The sequence below is a fragment of the Psychrobacter sp. ASPA161_9 genome, assembly GCF_051970275.1.
Taxonomy (GTDB): Bacteria; Pseudomonadota; Gammaproteobacteria; order Pseudomonadales; family Moraxellaceae; genus Psychrobacter.
On the sequence record NZ_JBEFNI010000006.1, the window covers coordinates 165,878 to 183,467 of the forward strand.

At 41.7% G+C, this 17,590-nt stretch carries 14 protein-coding genes; 7 read left to right on the forward strand and 7 right to left on the reverse strand.

Annotated features, from left to right (window positions below):
* The first annotated feature begins 44 nt into the window (after nucleotides 1–44).
* Nucleotides 45–275 (forward strand): hypothetical protein, encoded by a 231-nt coding sequence (locus ACTQ9S_RS08745; protein ID WP_068327145.1) that lies wholly within the window; start codon nucleotides 45–47, stop codon nucleotides 273–275.
* A gap of 120 nt (nucleotides 276–395) precedes the next feature.
* Here ACTQ9S_RS08745 and ACTQ9S_RS08750 read toward each other — a convergent pair whose 3' ends face one another.
* Nucleotides 396–1,886 carry an aldehyde dehydrogenase family protein gene (locus ACTQ9S_RS08750; protein WP_068035317.1) on the reverse strand — a complete coding sequence of 497 codons (1,491 nt, stop codon included), beginning with the start codon at nucleotides 1,884–1,886 and terminating at the stop codon, nucleotides 396–398.
* Between the two features lie 388 nt (nucleotides 1,887–2,274).
* Between ACTQ9S_RS08750 and ACTQ9S_RS08755 the strand changes: the two genes are divergently transcribed.
* The 5 genes from ACTQ9S_RS08755 (at nucleotide 2,275) to ACTQ9S_RS08775 (ending at nucleotide 7,373) form a co-directional block, all read left to right on the forward strand.
* Entirely contained in the window at nucleotides 2,275–2,922 is a 648-nt protein-coding gene (locus tag ACTQ9S_RS08755; protein ID WP_068035315.1) for a TetR/AcrR family transcriptional regulator, read from the forward strand.
* A gap of 408 nt (nucleotides 2,923–3,330) precedes the next feature.
* Nucleotides 3,331–4,548, forward strand: a complete 1,218-nt coding sequence (locus ACTQ9S_RS08760; protein ID WP_351118825.1) for an iron-containing alcohol dehydrogenase — start codon at nucleotides 3,331–3,333, stop codon at nucleotides 4,546–4,548.
* A gap of 191 nt (nucleotides 4,549–4,739) precedes the next feature.
* Nucleotides 4,740–5,789, forward strand: coding sequence for an NADP-dependent oxidoreductase (locus ACTQ9S_RS08765; RefSeq protein ID WP_351118827.1), 1,050 nt, complete (start codon nucleotides 4,740–4,742; stop codon nucleotides 5,787–5,789).
* Nucleotides 5,790–6,007: 218 nt separating this feature from the next.
* Nucleotides 6,008–6,685: a type 1 glutamine amidotransferase domain-containing protein gene (locus ACTQ9S_RS08770; RefSeq protein WP_351118829.1), complete on the forward strand. Its 678-nt coding sequence runs from the start codon at nucleotides 6,008–6,010 to the stop codon at nucleotides 6,683–6,685.
* A 52-nt stretch (nucleotides 6,686–6,737) separates the two neighbouring features.
* A complete protein-coding gene (locus ACTQ9S_RS08775) occupies nucleotides 6,738–7,373 on the forward strand; it encodes a glutathione S-transferase family protein (RefSeq protein WP_068035307.1) in 636 nt (211 codons plus the stop codon).
* Nucleotides 7,374–7,473: 100 nt separating this feature from the next.
* On the opposite strand, the gene pdxH is transcribed toward ACTQ9S_RS08775, so the two are convergent.
* The 5 genes from pdxH to cysS all read right to left on the reverse strand — a co-directional run bounded on the left by pdxH (nucleotide 7,474) and on the right by cysS (nucleotide 15,218).
* A complete protein-coding gene (gene pdxH / locus ACTQ9S_RS08780; protein WP_068039093.1) occupies nucleotides 7,474–8,136 on the reverse strand; it encodes a pyridoxamine 5'-phosphate oxidase in 663 nt (220 codons plus the stop codon).
* Nucleotides 8,137–8,183: 47 nt separating this feature from the next.
* Nucleotides 8,184–9,554: a phosphoglucosamine mutase gene (gene glmM, locus ACTQ9S_RS08785; protein ID WP_068327134.1), complete on the reverse strand. Its 1,371-nt coding sequence runs from the start codon at nucleotides 9,552–9,554 to the stop codon at nucleotides 8,184–8,186.
* Between the two features lie 190 nt (nucleotides 9,555–9,744).
* On the reverse strand, nucleotides 9,745–11,217 hold the full coding sequence (guaB, locus tag ACTQ9S_RS08790) for an IMP dehydrogenase (RefSeq protein ID WP_351118831.1): 1,473 nt from the start codon (nucleotides 11,215–11,217) through the stop codon (nucleotides 9,745–9,747).
* 386 nt (nucleotides 11,218–11,603) lie between these two features.
* Nucleotides 11,604–13,517 carry a mechanosensitive ion channel family protein gene (locus ACTQ9S_RS08795; protein ID WP_440454709.1) on the reverse strand — a complete coding sequence of 638 codons (1,914 nt, stop codon included), beginning with the start codon at nucleotides 13,515–13,517 and terminating at the stop codon, nucleotides 11,604–11,606.
* A gap of 240 nt (nucleotides 13,518–13,757) precedes the next feature.
* On the reverse strand, nucleotides 13,758–15,218 hold the full coding sequence (gene cysS, locus ACTQ9S_RS08800) for a cysteine--tRNA ligase (protein WP_440454710.1): 1,461 nt from the start codon (nucleotides 15,216–15,218) through the stop codon (nucleotides 13,758–13,760).
* 220 nt (nucleotides 15,219–15,438) lie between these two features.
* Here cysS and ACTQ9S_RS08805 point away from each other — a divergent pair, with 220 nt between their 5' ends.
* Nucleotides 15,439–16,080, forward strand: a complete 642-nt coding sequence (locus tag ACTQ9S_RS08805) for a cob(I)yrinic acid a,c-diamide adenosyltransferase (RefSeq protein WP_068035297.1) — start codon at nucleotides 15,439–15,441, stop codon at nucleotides 16,078–16,080.
* A gap of 215 nt (nucleotides 16,081–16,295) precedes the next feature.
* On the opposite strand, the gene ACTQ9S_RS08810 is transcribed toward ACTQ9S_RS08805, so the two are convergent.
* Nucleotides 16,296–17,267 carry a hypothetical protein gene (locus ACTQ9S_RS08810; protein ID WP_068035294.1) on the reverse strand — a complete coding sequence of 324 codons (972 nt, stop codon included), beginning with the start codon at nucleotides 17,265–17,267 and terminating at the stop codon, nucleotides 16,296–16,298.
* Nucleotides 17,268–17,590: the final 323 nt, after the last annotated feature.

Here is a 17,590-nt window from a genome sequence, read left to right on the forward strand (position 1 = left end):
TTAAGACCTTCGCTGCTTAAATGGTTCACTTCTAGGAGAATACTATGACTGAAGAAAATGCACCGGAAGAAAAACGCAAAATCGTCAATAAATTTTTGATGACGCTTACCAAAGAACAGCCACAAATGTATTATGCAACGACATCTGAGATCTCTCGTAGCATCCATACGATGATAAAAGAACATACCAATCGTTTGTCAGTAGAAGAGCAAGCGCTTGTTAGAAATATGACTATTGAAGAAATTGAAGCCTTGCTAGGTTTTCATTCTCGATAGCACAACCTTAGATAGAAAATTCTTAGATAGAACGACCAATACTCACACAAAAAAAGACCGCTATAAAAGCGGTCTTTTTCATATGTGTTAATTAAGTTTAGTATTATTAAAACGGCTAAATTAGAACGGATATTGACGCGGTTCGTTTTGCATTGATATCCAATGCGTTCTGGTAAACTCTTCCAGTATCCACTCACCATTAAAGCGACCAATACCTGAGTTTTTCTCGCCGCCAAATGGCATATTGCTCTCATCGTTGACTGAGATATCATTAATATGGGTCATGCCAGCTCTGATACCGCGAGCAAAGCGCAGACCTTTTTGCATATCTGCTGTAAATACCGCACTAGATAGACCATACATTGAGTCATTGGCTATCGATAACGCATCATCCTCATCTTTGGCACGGATGATACCGACCAATGGTCCGAACACCTCATTACGTGACAAATCCATCTCACGAGTGACTTCAGTAAAGATATGCGGTGGTACTACCTGACCTTTTATCTCACCACTCAAAATCATTTTGGCACCTTCTTCCTGTGCTTTAGCGATTTTTTCTTTCAGCGATTTGACTTGTTTTTCATTAATGATTGGACCGACTGCCGTATCTTGCTTGTTCGGATCACCGACATTTAAAGTCTTAACGTGCGCTAAGAATCGCTCTACAAAGTCATCATAAATCTCGTCTTCAACGATAATACGGTTGATAGCGAGACAGATTTGACCTTGATGCAGGAACTTACCAAAGGCTGCGGCTTTTACCGCTTGCTCAATATCCGCGTCTTTTAATACCACAAATGGGCTATTACCGCCGAGCTCAAGCGCAACTTGCTTGATGTAGTCGCCACCATTGGCCAATTCGCCAATATGTTTACCCACTGAGGTTGAACCAGTAAATGATACAAAGCTTGGAATATCATGAGTGACGATGGCATCACCAATCTCACTACCAGCACCGACGACGACGTTGAGTAATCCTTTTGGCAGACCCGCTTCTTCGAATACTTTTGCTAACAGTAAACCACCCGTAATAGGTGTGTCACTTGCAGGCTTGAGTACGACCGCGTTACCAAGTGCTAATGCAGGCGCGATAGAACGCTGGGTAAGATGTAGCGGAAAGTTCCATGGGCTAATAACGGCTACCACACCGATTGGCTCACGGTAAACAAAGTTTTCTTTACCAGGTGTGTTTGATGCACGAATCTCACCATGGACACGGTTAGGAAAGCTTGCGGCCTCAAGTGTAATCGCACGCGCACTACCGAACTCTACCATTGCTTTGATACGCGTACTGCCCGATTCCTTAATGAGCCAATCGACAATTTCGTCTTGACGCTGATCTAAGACATTGACGACGTTATACATTAAACTGGCACGTTCAGCTGGCGTCTTTTGCGCCCATTCTTTTTGTGCCGCATTTGCCGCTTGATAGGCTTCATCAAGCTGCTTACTGGTAGCCTGTTTAATCTCGACCAGCGTGTCGCCATTATATGGATTGACATTAGTATTAATGCTGTCATCTTGTCCGCTCTGCCACTCACCTGCAATATACTGCAAATGAAAGTCGCTATAGGCGTTGTTATTGCTATCAGTATTATTGGTTGTCATAACTACTATCCTTAATTAGTTGTGATAATTATTAGTGTGAGGTTAATTAAAATTATTCTTTATAAAATATTCTGCGAAAATCATAAAAAAGCGCTAGCAAGATTGTAGACTATATATCTTATATAGACGATAAAGCTATTAAGTCAGAAACCAAGCTTGCTAGACGACTGGTCTAATGGTAACATAGACGGTAGATAAAACAAGACTGCTTCGGCTTTAAACATTGTTGATAAAACGTAACTTCTATAAAATTATACTTATGTAATATAGCACTACACAGCACTACGCAATGTTTTTAAGCGTTATAACCTGATGCCTTAGTTTGAAACTCTTACACTAATATAATTATAAAACTAAAAAACATTGTTCTAAGGAGAACAGAGCTCTTATGTCTATTATTAAAACTGCTACAACATCAAATATTGCACCTTCAGATATTGCTCCATCGAATATCACCCCATCAGATACAAGGGCCCACCTACTAGCGATAGGTTACCAACTGATTGCGCAGAAGGGCTTCACTGCTGTCGGTATCAAGCAGATACTAGACACGGCAGGCGTCCCTAAAGGTTCTTTCTATCATTACTTTGCTTCGAAAGAAGCGTTTGGTGAAGCTATTATCAATCATTACTTTACCAAGTATAAGAATCGCCTTGAGACTATTGGCGCCCAAGATATTAGCGCGCAGCAAAAGCTTTATGACTATTTTCAAAGCTGGTATGACACTCAGCAAAACGGCTGTGATCACGAAAAATGCTTGGTCGTTAAGCTTAGCGCCGAGGTTGCCGATATGTCAGAGCCCATGCGTAAAGTACTTTACGCCGGTTACCAGCAAACCATCAGTTGGCTTGCCGAACAAATCAAAGCCGGCTGGGCAGATAACTCTGTACCACAACTCGATAATATCGCTGCAGAAAGTGTGGCGAAGCGTTGGTACTTTGCATGGCTTGGTGCTAGCTTGATTGCTAAAATTAGTCAAACCAATACGCCACTTGCCGAAGTATGGCAGATGACCACTACAGAGATGGGCCGCTAATAGCGGCTCTTTGCTCTATACCTAGCTCTTTTCTATACTTAACCTCAATTTTGAAAAAGTATTTTTAAGATTTACTATCTTTTTATAGGTTTCTTTATTTGTCTCCGGTCACCTAACTCTAGTTCTAACTAAACCACTCTCAAAATAATCTAAGTAGCGCTTAACAGCATATGTGCTATTAGACTTTCACCCTAAGTTCTGCACGAAGATTTTCGCCTTCTCGTTTTTATACTCGGTTTCGCATAAACTATAGATATACGAGAGTTTTGTAACTATTAATAATTATCTCTAGACGACCGGTCTAATTACTGTACAATGCCCACATACGCAAAAACGAACTGGATAATTTTCCAATTCGCTTTTGCAAACTATACGAACAATCCATACCCAATGAATTTCAGGAATCTTATGAATAACTTTCAATATTACAACCCAGTACGTATCGTCTTCGGCGAAGGCCAAATCGAACAACTATCAGATCTAGTGCCTAATGATGCGAAAGTACTTATCACTTATGGTGGCGGCTCGGCTGAACGCACAGGTACTCTAGACGAAGTCAGAAAAGCACTATCAGCGAGCGGAAATCGCGAAGTCTTTGAGTTTGGCGGCATCGAGCCAAACCCAGAATTCAATACTCTGCTTAAAGCAGCTGATACGGTTAATGAACATAACATTGACTTTCTATTAGCAGTTGGCGGTGGTTCAGTCATTGATGGTAGTAAGTTTGTCGCGCTCGTGTCTTCACTTAACGAAGATGACAGCACTGTCTCACGTGAAAAAGCATGGGATGCACTTCTTAATGGTTGTGCAAACATAGATACTGCTATCGATTTGGGTGCAGTATTGACTATTCCAGCGACTGGTTCTGAGATGAATAACGGCGGTGTGGTTAACCATAGTGAACGTCAAGCAAAACTACCTTTCCGTAGTCCACTTGTCTTCCCTAAATTCTCAATTCTAGACCCAACCAAGACGCTAACATTACCTGAACGTCAAGTAATGAACGGTGTTGCTGATGCCTTTGTCCATGTGATGGAACAATACCTGACTTATCCAGTCAATGCGAAAGTGCAAGATGCCTTTGCTGAGAGCTTACTTAAGATTTTGATTGAAGAAGGCGCAGCGGTTAAAGCAGATCCAGAAAACTTAGAGACACGTAAGAATATTATGTGGACGGCAACTATGGCGCTTAACGGCTTGATTGGCACTGGTGTACCACAAGATTGGACGACACACATGGTTGGTCATGAATTAACATCATTACATAGCATTGACCATGCTCGTACTCTTACCATCTTGTTGCCATCGGTAATGCGTGAGCTAAAAGAAAGTAAAAAAGACAAGTTACTTCAATATGCCCGTAACGTTTGGGCTATCGATAGCAATACTGATACAAAACAAGACGACGACAGCATCATCGAGACTGCTATCGTATATACCGAGAACTTCTTCCGTAGCCTTGGCCTACCAGTTAGCTTAGCAGATGCTGAATTAGATGAGTCAGCGATTGACCCGATTATCAAGCAGCTTGAAGCGCATAACATGGTAAAACTGGGCGAACACGGTAACAATGACTTAGAAGTATCACGTCGTATCTTAGAACGTTCGTTAACCAGTGTGGCTTAATAGTAGTAGAGTCTTTTAGAAGCTGTAATCTGAGAATATAAGCCAATAAAAATAATAACTTTATATAAAACAGCAGCTTTGCGTATTGTTTTTATTATTAGTAGCCATTCACTGTTGAGTGGCTGCTAACTTTAAAACCTAACACCATACTTTAAAACTATAAACCAATAAATAAAATAAGGATTATTAAAATGAGCTTTGATAAACAACAAAATCAAAAAATAAACCGTCAAATTAAATTGGCCAGTCGCCCTCATGGCGCGCCAAAAGCTGAAAACTTTGACATGACAACCAGCGATATCCCAACGCCAAATGAAAATGAGATGCTGCTACGTACCGTCTATTTATCATTAGACCCGTATATGCGCGGACGTATGAGCGATGCTAAAAGCTATGCTGATCCACTAGAAGTTGGCGATGTAATGATGGGCGCAACGGTTGCTCAAGTCGTTGAATCTAACCTTGATAAATTTGCCGTCGGCGATTTGGTTGTTTCAAATTCAGGCTGGCAGGATTATAGCGTCAGTGATGGCGAAGGCGTACTGAAACTTGATAAAGATATGCCAAATCCTTCTTATGGTTTAGGCGTATTGGGTATGCCCGGCTTTACCGGTTACATGGGTTTGACTGATATCGGTAAACCACAAAAAGGTGAGACGCTGGTCGTCGCTGCCGCAACAGGTCCCGTTGGCGCAACGGTTGGTCAAGTTGGCAATCAATATGGCGTACGCACCGTTGGTATTGCAGGCGGTAAAGAAAAATGCGACTTCGCTGTTAATGAGCTAGGCTTTGATGTTTGTATTGACCATAAAGCGGACGACTTCGCTGAGCAGTTACAAGCTGCTTGCCCAGATGGTATTGATATCTATTATGAAAACGTCGGCGGTAAAGTGTTTGACGCGGTCATGCCATTATTAAATGCTCATGCACGTATCCCAGTATGTGGTCTGGTCTCTCAATACAACGCGACTGAACTACCTGATGGTAAGGATCGTTTGGGTGTATTAATGGGCAATATTCTAAGCCGTCGTCTCACTATTAAAGGCTTCATCATCTTTGAAGAGTATGGCGATCATTTCCCAGAATTCCTAAAAACCATGAGCAAATGGGTAGAGTCAGGTGATGTGAAAACTAAAGAATCCATCGCTGAAGGTTTAGACGATGCACCAAATGCCTTTGTTCGTATGCTAAATGGCGATAACTTCGGTAAAACAGTCGTTAAAGTAGCTGACGTTAAATAATTCTTGTTAAATAACCGATGCTCACTGGACAGTTAAATAACGACTTAACAACATAATTTGTTAAGACAACTACTGAAAATGACATCTTTACCATGAATACTGTTACATGAATACGGCTAGCAGTCATCGTTAATGCCAATATTTACTAGGTATTATGAATTAAGCATGACTGCTAACAATCAATAATTTAAAAATCACTTTAATAAAAAAGGACAAATATGAATATTTTAATGGTACTAACTTCACACGACAAATTAGGCGATACTGGTAAAAAAACTGGCTTTTGGCTAGAAGAATTTGCAGCCCCTTACTATGCTTTTCTTGATGCTGGCGTCAATGTGACCCTCGCCTCTCCTGCTGGTGGTCAGCCACCACTTGATCCTAGTAGCGATACTGAAGATGCACAAACGAAAGACACCAAGCGTTTTAAAGAAGACAGCGATGCGCAAAAGCATCTTGCCAACACCAAGAAACTTGCTGATATGAAAGCGGAAGATTTTGATTCAGTATTCTATCCTGGTGGTCATGGTCCATTATGGGATTTGGCAGTCGATGAAAACTCTATCAATTTGATTGAGACTTTTGTGAAGCAAGACAAGCCTGTTGCCTTTGTTTGTCATTCTCCTGCAGCACTCAAAAACGTTAAGATTGACGGTAAATACTTAGTAAAAGGTAAGACCGTTACTGGCTTTACTAACACAGAAGAAGAAGCAGTTGGCCTTACCGATGTGGTGCCATTCTTGGTAGAAGATGCGCTGATAGCTAATGGCGGTAACTATGAAAAAGCCGCTGATTGGGAGTCGTTTGTGGTCGAAGACGGTTTGTTGATTACTGGTCAGAATCCAGCCTCATCAGAAGAAGCTGCTAAACGTTTGATTGCTAAGCTTAAAGGCTAATAGCATTCGATCGATGACTAACACAACAGACTAATCAAAAAAGGCCAATACTATGATTCGCTTACATCATCTTAATCAATCGCGCTCGCTACGTACGCTTTGGCTATTAGAAGAGCTGGGTGTGCCTTATGAAGTTGTCAGTCATCAACGCGATGCCAAGACTCATTTAGCACCAGATTCACTAAAGGCGGTACATCCACTCGGTAAGTCTCCGGTTATCGAGATGGATGGACAAATCTATGCTGAGTCAGGTGCTATTACTGAGTTGTTGATTGAACGATTTGCGCCAGATCGTCTGCGTCCTGCAACAGATAGCTCAGATTATGGCTATTATCTGCAATGGATTGATTTTGCAGAAAGCTCACTCATGTTGCCATTAATGCTTGAACTGTTTACTAGTAAAGCAGGCATTGATGACAATGCGTTTTTAAACGGTTATATCGAGACAGAAAAAACCAGATTGTTCAAATATCTGGATAAATCAGTCGAAAATAAGTCGTTTATTGTAGGTGATAAACTGAGTGGTGCCGACTTTATGCTATCGTTTGATTTAATTATTCTTGCTAAGCGTCAAAAGCTTGAAGATTATCCTAACATTAAGCAATATGCATTGCAGCTTGCTGGCATTGAGAGCTATCAAAACGCTATGCGCCTTGAAGCCGAGTATGATGAATCTAGACAAACATAAATGTCTTGTTTGTCATTTTAGCCACTATAAATAATGATAACTAAAAAAAGGAGTCCAATTAAATTGGGCTCCTTTTTATTTGCAATAAAGAATGAGAAGCTTATGGCAATAAGCGCTTGGTAGACCAGCTAGCATCATCTTTATTCACATTACTGCTATCACGAGTATAGACAATACGATCATGCATGCGACTAGCGCGCCCTTGCCAAAACTCAATCTCATTAATGGTAATCTCATAACCACCCCAAAACTCCGGCGTTGGTACTTGTGAATTCTCTGGGTAATCCGCTTGCAGCTCGGTAAAGGTTTGCTCCATTACTTCGCGATTAGCCACTTCACCGCTTTGTGGTTGACTGACCCACGCGCCTACTTGACTATCATGTGGACGCTTTTGAAAATAAGCTGCAGATTTATCAGCATTTATTTTAGCAATGCTGCCACTAATGCGAATTTGACGCTCAAGCTCATGCCAAAAGAACAGTACCTCAGCATTTGGATTTTCTGCGATATCCTGACCTTTAGCGCTTTCGTAGTTAGTATAAAATACTACGCCATTCTCAGTGATTTCGCGCATAAGAACGATACGGACACTAGGCTTATTGTCCGCGCCGCAAGTCGCTAAGCTCATAGCATACGGCTCTTGCACTTGCTGCTCTATCGCCTCACTCATCCAGCCTTTTAACAGCTCAAACGGTGATGCTGGTACCGACTGCTGATCAAGACTACCTTTTTCATATGATAAACGCTGATCAGTAAAGTCCATGCTCATTGTGCTTCCTTATTTTAATATTATTATCATATCAAACACCATTAGCCCAATACGGTTTTAATGTGGTTGGCTAAATCATTGGCCATTACATCACATTCAATTTCGTCATCTGATTCGACCATAACTCGAATCATCGGTTCTGTGCCTGATTGACGGATAAGCAAACGACCACGACCTTCTAAAGTAGTCTGTGCTTTATCAAAAGCTGTCACCAATTCCTCATACTCGTAAGGGTCCTGCATTTGATTCAAACGGACATTGACAAGCTTTTGCGGTAAGATCTCAAAGCCTTCCGTCAACTCACTTAACGCTTTACCTTGTGATTGCATAACTGCAAGTACTTGCAAGCTTGCAATGATAGCATCCCCAGTACGGCTCTTATCTAAACATAAAATATGTCCCGATGGCTCTCCGCCTAGTATCCAGTCATTGGCTTCAAGCTCTTGCATCACATAACGATCGCCAACTTTTGCACGGGTAAATTCAATGCCTTCGTTTTGTAGTGCCAGCTCTAAACCCATATTACTCATGAGCGTACCAACCACCCCTTCAGCACGCGTCTGACCTTGGGTAGCAAGTACATATAAGATGCCATCACCATCGACCAGCTCGCCTTTCTCATCAACCATCACGATACGGTCGCCATCACCATCTAAAGCAATACCAACATCTGCATTGTGCTCTAATACAGCCTTTTGCAGACCTTCGGGATGCGTCGAACCACAGTTAGCATTAATATTAATACCATCAGGTTTATTATTGATAGCAATTACCGTAGCACCAAGCTCACGCATGACTCTTGGCGCTACACTATAGCCTGCACCATTCGCGCAATCTACTACTACCGTCAGATGGCCTAAATCATACTGATAAGGAAAGCTACCTTTACAGAATTCAATGTAGCGACCTATAGCATCATCAATTCTAGTATGCTTACCCAACTGCGCTGGATCTACAATAGGCATGAGTAAATCATTATCACTATGAGATGCATTCATCATTGCTTGTAACTTATCATTAATGGCATTTTGCATCTCATCGGTCAGCTTTTTGCCATTACCTGAGAATAATTTGATACCGTTATCATAATAAGGGTTATGCGAAGCTGAAATAACAACGCCAGCATCTGCATGGAAACTACGAGTAATATGTGCAATAGCTGGTGTCGGTAATGGGCCAAGCATATGAACATCTACCCCTGCGGCATTAAAACCTGCCTGCAACGCTCCTTCAATTACATAGCCTGATAGGCGTGTATCTTTACCAATTACGACACTCGGTTTGCGATTAGGATTATCATTATTTTCTATGAGCACTCGCCCCGTTACATAACCTAGTTTTAAAATAAAATCGGGGGTAATAGGTAGTTGACCAAATTTTCCACGTATACCATCGGTGCCAAAATAGCTCATTATGATTATATCCTTATGCTAGGTGCTAAAAGTAAAAGACTAGATAATGCCATCAGACATCACAGTCTATCTACTGCATCGTTTATAAAAAAAGCCAACAACACACGAGCATTGTTGACTGTTTGTATCTTAAAGACATTATATATCAAAGAATGAATATTTAAAGCGATAATTTAGTTAACGCTTTCGTTTAGTCCACACGATAGTTCGGTGCTTCTTTGGTAATTTGCACATCATGGACATGAGATTCTTTCATGCCTGCTGATGTGACTTTGATAAACTGTGGTTTGCTACGCATATCTTCGATAGTAGCACAACCGGTATAGCCCATTGATGAGCGCAAACCGCCAACCAATTGGTTAACAATACCAGCAACTGGTCCTTTATAAGGAACGCGACCTTCGATACCTTCTGGTACGAGTTTTTCTACACCATCTTTGGCATCTTGGAAGTAGCGGTCTGATGAACCGTTCGAACCTGACATCGCGCCTAAGCTACCCATACCGCGGTAGGCTTTATAGTAACGACCTTGGAACAACTCAACTTCGCCCGGTGCTTCTTCAGTACCAGCCATGAGCGAACCTACCATGATGCACGACGCACCAGCAGCGATTGCTTTTGCTATATCGCCTGAATAGCGAATACCGCCATCTGCAATCAATGGAATGCTGTCTTGCAATGCACTGGCAACATTATCGATAGCGGAGATTTGGGGTACACCAATACCAGCGACAATACGCGTGGTACAAATAGACCCAGGACCAATACCGACTTTTACCGCATCAGCACCCGCATCGCGTAAGGCTTTAGCAGCGTCGCCTGTCGCAATATTACCACCGATAACTTGCACATTTGGGTAGTTTTTCTTAATCCAAGAGACTTTATCAATGACACCCTTTGAGTGACCATGAGCTGTATCGACTACAATAATATCCACGTCAGCCTCAATCAAAGCCTCAACGCGCGCTTGTGTATCTGCACCCGTACCAACAGCAGCGCCAACACGCAGACGACCATGCTCATCTTTACAAGCATTAGGGTTGTTTTCAGCTTTGGCAAAGTCATTAACTGTAATCAGGCCGCGCAGACGGAAATCATCATCAATGACGATGACTTTTTCAATACGGTGCTCATGCAGCAATTTTTTGATATTTTCGTTACTTTCGCCTTCATGAACGGTGACTAACTGCTCTTTTGGCGTCATGATATGGCTAACTGGTAACGATAAATTGGTCTCAAAGCGCCAATCACGATGGGTAACGATACCAACGACTTTATCTGTACCCTTCTCTACTACAGGCACACCTGAAATATTATTATCTTGAGTTAGCTGTAATAAGTTACCGATCGTCATCTCTGGATGTACCGTAATAGGATCAACGACCGTACCTGCTTCGAACTTTTTGACGCGGCGTACTTGCATGGCTTGTTTAACGATATCCATACTCTTATGCAAAATACCCATGCCGCCCAGCTGTGCCATAGTAATAGCCATCTCTGACTCAGTCACAGTATCCATAGCAGCAGAAATTAGCGGCAGATTCAGAGTGATATTTTTGGTCAAACGAGTAGACAGATTGGCAGTTTTTGGCAGGACTTCAGAATAGGCTGGTAACAACAAGACGTCATCAAAGGTTAAGGCTTCATCGACAATTCGTAACATACAGACCCCTAGTGGTGGTTATTTTGATGGGTGGGATTTTCATATTAAGACAATGAACCAAGATACCGGTATGACCTTACGATATTTAAGTCTTATGTGGCAAAGACTTACAATCATAGAGCTTTAGATAATTAGCAATAAACCAGTAGTTATTTGTCATTAAACAAATGGAGACACTCGAAAATTGCAATTGATTTATCAGTTGTAAGTTAGCGCAAATATAGCGCAGTCTTACTCTTAATAGCTCAGTTATCCCTTAAAAATAACGCCATATTATAACAAATAAGCGTGCAAATCGCATGCTATATTTATCAGATTATTTTACTGATATCTGTCTAATTATGTTCATCACTTTTTTATGGGTAAAAAACTTAACCTATGACTACTTATTCATCTCTATCCTTGAATATCAAGCGTTCAGCTGGTAGATGTTCTTTTTGTTCATGGTACAGATAATTGAGCATCTGTTCACGTACCTGACATTCCAAGTCGAAAGCACTCATAGGACCGTCAGAAGCCAAACTTCCACGTAATTTAATCGTGTTTTCGCTTAGTGATACAGTGAGCAGCTCAGGTTCAGTTTCGCCGTCCCACAACTCATTCGCTTTCACTAGTTCCACAAATTTCTCTCTAATAGCTTTAATATCTGCGCCGTAGTCAACATATAGGTAAACCACACAAGTTTGATGAACTTCCGTATGTGACCAGTTTTCTACAATTTCAGTAATCAGTCTACGCATCGGTACAATCAATCGGCGTTCATCCCATGTTTTTAGCACTGCATAGGTATAACGTAAATCCTCAATCGTTGTCCAATCACCTTCCATCATCACCGTATCGCCGATACGTACTGGCTGAGTCACGGCCACCTGTACACCAGCAATAATATTACCTAGTATAGGCTGTGCAGCAATACCAATGACCACGCCAGCAATACCAGCCGATGTTAATAACGTTGTGCCAAGGCCTTCCATATTGGTGAATTCACTAAGACCAATCCAAATACTGCCGAGAATCATGGCAAAGATAAAAACGCGACGAAATACCGACACATAAGTGCGGCGGCGACGCTCCTTATCAAAGTGCTCTTCAGCCAAATTCTCAATTTGCATGTCTTGATAGCGATTGGCAAAAAAGTTAATAACGCGTATACCCAACCACATGGTACTAAACACTAACCCAATCCAAATGATTGGACGAGTCGATGATGCTACTGCATCCAAATAAGGAAAACCACCTGACACTAAAGTAAAGACTAATAAAAAGCTAATGCTAAAGGTTAGCGGTACGGTTAGCTTGCTAACCAAGTCTGCCATACCGTTAGTACTGCCGACGTAAGAGCTGTATTTCTGATCATCATCAATATAATGGCTGATAATTTTTTCAGTACCCTTACTAAGTAGCCAACCTACTCCCATAGTCACTAAGAAAAATGAAAATAATGCTAAAAACTCCCATAAGGCAATGTTAAAAAACTGTATTTTCATCCATGTAGGTAGATAGCGTTCAAACTCTGCTGGATGATATTGCTCATAAAGATTGTCAATATTGCCAACCGTTTGCGCTGAGAACACCCAAATTGGGGCCTTGTCATCAACTTGTACTCGCTCCAGATAGACAGGTACACGGCGTTCACGGTACTCGATGTAACCGAGTTGAATAGAGCGTCGCGGAATACCCATTATACTACTGGTATTACCAAGTGGAGGCTCGATTAAACCATCAGGACGATCTGGCAGGTCATCAAATAAGTAGAGCTCTCTTTCAGATAACAAAAAATCAAGACGCTTGGCCAATTCAAGTGAACGACTACGCTGAACCTCACTATCAATCAGGTTCATATTAAGCGCATAGGCTGCCAAGTCAAATTGCTGCTTCATCACTGCTGATTGGAAAAACTCTAAAGTAGCCAACGGTGTTGATAGGTTTGGTGGCTCAGACAATGGGGGTAGACCAGTATTGATTTTGTCTAAAAGATAGTAGCCTTCGTTATACTCTCCCTTAAGTCCCGTATCGCCTTGTAAGTTTCCAGCTTGTTGTACTGCATTGCGTTCAGTAGGATCAAAAATCTCTTCTGCTACACCGGAGACGCTGACACCTTCCTTCTTGATTGTTTCAATCTTTTGGGCAGCATAATCGACCAAGTTCTCTGCTTTGGTCGCCACCTGTGATTTTGAATTATCTTGAATACCAGCGTTCTGTTCACTAGTGCTAGCTTCATTATCACTGGTTGCAGCATAAACAGGAGTGTAAATAGTACTCAGTGCAATGACTAGAAAACCAAATATCGATTGAAGCACAGTGCACCGCGTAGCTTCATAAGAGTGAGAGCCCTTAAGACGATTTGCAGTTTTATTACCTTTAACATCATCACTTCTAAGAGTATTCATATTTTTAAAAAATCGTTGGTTATAAGGAGTTTGCATACAAAACAATCTTGGCTTTAGATTGATAATAAGCTAATGCAGTCAGCAAAAAAAAGCCAGCGTAAAGCTGACTTAATTTGTTAGTATACGTATATACGAAAGCTAGATTTTACGTTAAGCACGACGCCATGTCGTACCAGCACGGCTATCTTCAAGCTCAATACCTGCCTCTTTTAGTTGTTCACGTATCTTATCAGCACGTGCAAAGTTTTTATTGGTTTTGGCATCTGCACGCTCAATGATTAAGCCATCAATAGCAGTATCGGTCAATCCGTCATCTGCTTGATCACCAATCACTGCTTGCAGAAACTGTTGGACTGGCTGCTGTAGAATGTTCAGCACCTGTGCCAACGCTTTTAGCTGCTGCGCCAACTGCCATGCAGTATCTACCTCTTCAGCCTTGACAGCTTTATTAATATCACGTGCCAGCCCAAATAATACACTAATCGCCGTTGAGCTATTAAAGTCATCATTCATCGCTTTAATGAAATCTTGCCCAGCAGTGCTCCTGTAAGCATCATTTATCAATTCGTCAGTGACTGTCAAAGCCTGCCCTTTTTGCTGCTCGGCTAGCTTTAACGCATTGTATAATCTGCTTAGGCTATTGTGCGACTCATCTAAGGCACTATCAGAGAAGTTCACTTGGCTACGATAATGGCTCGATAATAAAAAGAAGCGCACCGTTTCAGGCAAATATTTCGCAGTTACATCGCGAATGGTAAAGAAGTTGCCTAATGACTTAGACATTTTTTCGCCATCGACATTGATAAAACCAACGTGCATCCAGTTACGCGCGTACTCACAGCCAGTCGCTGCTTCAGATTGGGCTATCTCGTTTTCGTGATGCGGAAACTGTAAGTCATGACCACCGCCATGAATATCAAAGGTATTGCCTAGGCATTTGGTCGACATCGCCGAGCACTCAATGTGCCAACCTGGACGCCCTTGGCCCCATGGTGATGCCCACTGCGGCTCATCAGGTTTTGCCGATTTCCAGAGTACAAAGTCAAACGGATTACGCTTATCATTTTCGACATCGACTCGCGAGCCTGCCTGCATATCATCAAGATTACGCTTCGATAATTTGCCATAATCTGCGAAGCTATCTACTGCATAATAAACGTCACCATTGTCGCCTGCATACGCATAGTCGCCCGTGACCAGCGTCTCAATCATTTGCTGCATCTCATCGATATGGTCAGTGGCACGCGGCTCAGCATCTGGCATCTCACAGCCAAGAGCAGTCGCGTCTTCGTGCATCGCTTCGATAAAGCGCTGAGTCAGTACACTAATATCTTCACCGTTCTCGTTAGCTCGAGTGATGATTTTGTCATCAATATCGGTAATATTGCGTACATAATTAACGTCATAACCCAATTGCTTAAGCCAGCGTACCGCCATATCAAACCCAACCATCACGCGGGCGTGACCAATATGACAATAATCATAGACAGTCATACCGCACACATACATGCCTACCTGCCCGGCTTTAAGCGGTTCAAACTGACGTTTACCGCCAGTCAGTGAATCATAAATGGCAAGCTGAGACATAGCGTCGGCAAGTGGTGTGTTCATGGTATAAAAGCCTTTTAATTAAAACAAGATAGATAAATTGAGATAAAAGGAACATATTGGCAGTATTAAGCTTATTAGCAAGCCTGAAATTCCGCTTATCATTCCAAAAATTACTACAATATAAAACTTAACCCATTATCTTAGCGAAAACGACTGTAAAATACTACAATGAGCGCATAACTAACCGTATTCAACGATAAAAACATCTAAGGATTTAAACATGGGTAATCGCTTAAGCAAAATATATACACGTACTGGAGATGACGGCAGTACTGGCATGGCAGATGGTAGTCGCGCTAGTAAAGCTGATAACCTATTTAGCGTAATGGGCGATATCGATGAGCTTAACTCACATATCGGCCTAGTACGGGCACATCTCACACAAGCGATAACTGATAACGAGACGCCAAATAAACAACAGTTACCTGAGCGTTTGCAACAAAAAGAGTTGGGCTTTGTACAAGCCTTAATCATTATTCAACATTTATTATTCAATATCGGTGGCGAGCTTGCCATGCCAGAATATGAAGGTGTGAGTGCAACCCATATTGAATGGTTAGAACAACAGATTGATGCGATGAATACCACCCTGCCACCGTTAAAAGATTTTATTTTACCGACAGGTTCGGTTTTGGTCAGCCAACTGCATGTAGCGCGTACGGTTTGTCGCCGTGCTGAGCGTCAAGCAGTGCTATTACAGCAAGAGCGTTCACAAGCAATTCGTGGTACTGCGGTGAGCTTTATCAATCGCTTATCTGATTGGCTGTTTGTCGCCGCACGCTTCTGCACTGACCCCGAACAAGTCTCTGAGGTACTATGGAATAGTAAGGTACTAGAGGCTTTTACAACTAACAATAAGTAAACTAATGGATAGAACGATAACTAGAAACAAAACAGCTAGAATAATGATGGCTAGCATATAATTTGTTTAATCATCTAACTTCATTTCGTTTCATCACTACTCTTCAATACGTAAAACGCCCGCAACTTATCATGGTTGCGGGCGTTTTCTTATCTAAGCTTTTAAATAACTAACTTTGAAATAATTATCATCTAGCTCAAAAGTAGTGCTAACTGTTAATAAGTAGCGTTTTCATCTTCAACGATAACCATATCAATGCTTTCATCTTTAGGAACGATCTTTGGTACTTCTGGCGTTACTGGTGCTTTAGCGTCAACACTAGGTAGCTCTACTGCTTGAGCACTACTTTGGCTATTACCTTGATTAATAGTAGGCGGCGTAGCAGGTTTAGGTGGCGTAGCAGGTTTAGCTGGACGCACTGGCTCAACTGGGGTTACAGCTTTAGGCTGGCGATTTACTTGGTTTTCACTGTTTTTGCGCGCAGCTTCACGGCGACGAGCAGCTTCTTGTGCTTGACGCTTAGCTATTTGCTCATCCACAACTGATTTTAAGACAGAGCCTGCCATCACATCAGATACTACGGTAATTAAGGCTGGCTGTCCGGCGATACGTACTTGTATCTGACCACTTTGAGCACCAACGACATAAGTAAACGTATCATCGACTAGCATATTATTATTAATGCGAATATTGTCTTGCGCGAGACTAGTCTGCAAACTTGGCTGGTTATTAGCAGCACGCATTTGGCTAGCTTGATATAAATCCTCACTTGGCAACGTCATGCTGACACTTGCTTGACAGGTCGTCATACCATTAGCATTGGCTTCTTGTAAAATTGCAGCATTTTGTACATCAATTAAAATACTGTTAACCTTATCACTGATAGCACCAGTGTTTACACTTACTTCTGCATCGTTTGCATAATTAGCAGCCAATGTCTGTGCCTGCTGATTGAGCATATTTTTTAGGGAGATTTTCAAACGATCTTGTACCATTGGGTTATCACAGCTAATAGCAGGAACAACTGTGCCATCATTGGCTGCCGGTTGCTCAGTTGTCACCTCTGCTGTCTCGGCAGTATCGTCTTCTTTATCCGAACGATCACACCCAGCAATAGCTAAACCACATATCACACTAATACCAGCAGCTTTCTGCCATTTCATCCATTTTTTATTCGCTACGCTCATATCTATTTTGCTCCCGATTTACTCATTTGCACCGTCAACGATGGACAGTATTGCTATCTAGATTGTCATACAGCCATGATAGCTATGTAAGACCAATATTAAAATCAGGCCATTATACGAGGTTTACAGCGGTTGGTCAGTAATGTAGACCATTGATATACAAATAAAATCTATCAAGGACCATAAAAGCCGTTTTTAGTTGCAAAAACGCAACAAACATTCATTAAGATATTCATAGCTTAACTGGCTTATTATTTTAACTGAGTTGATGATAATTGCTATTTTTGCTAAGCCTTCTAAAATGAAACTGTTTAAATTCGTAC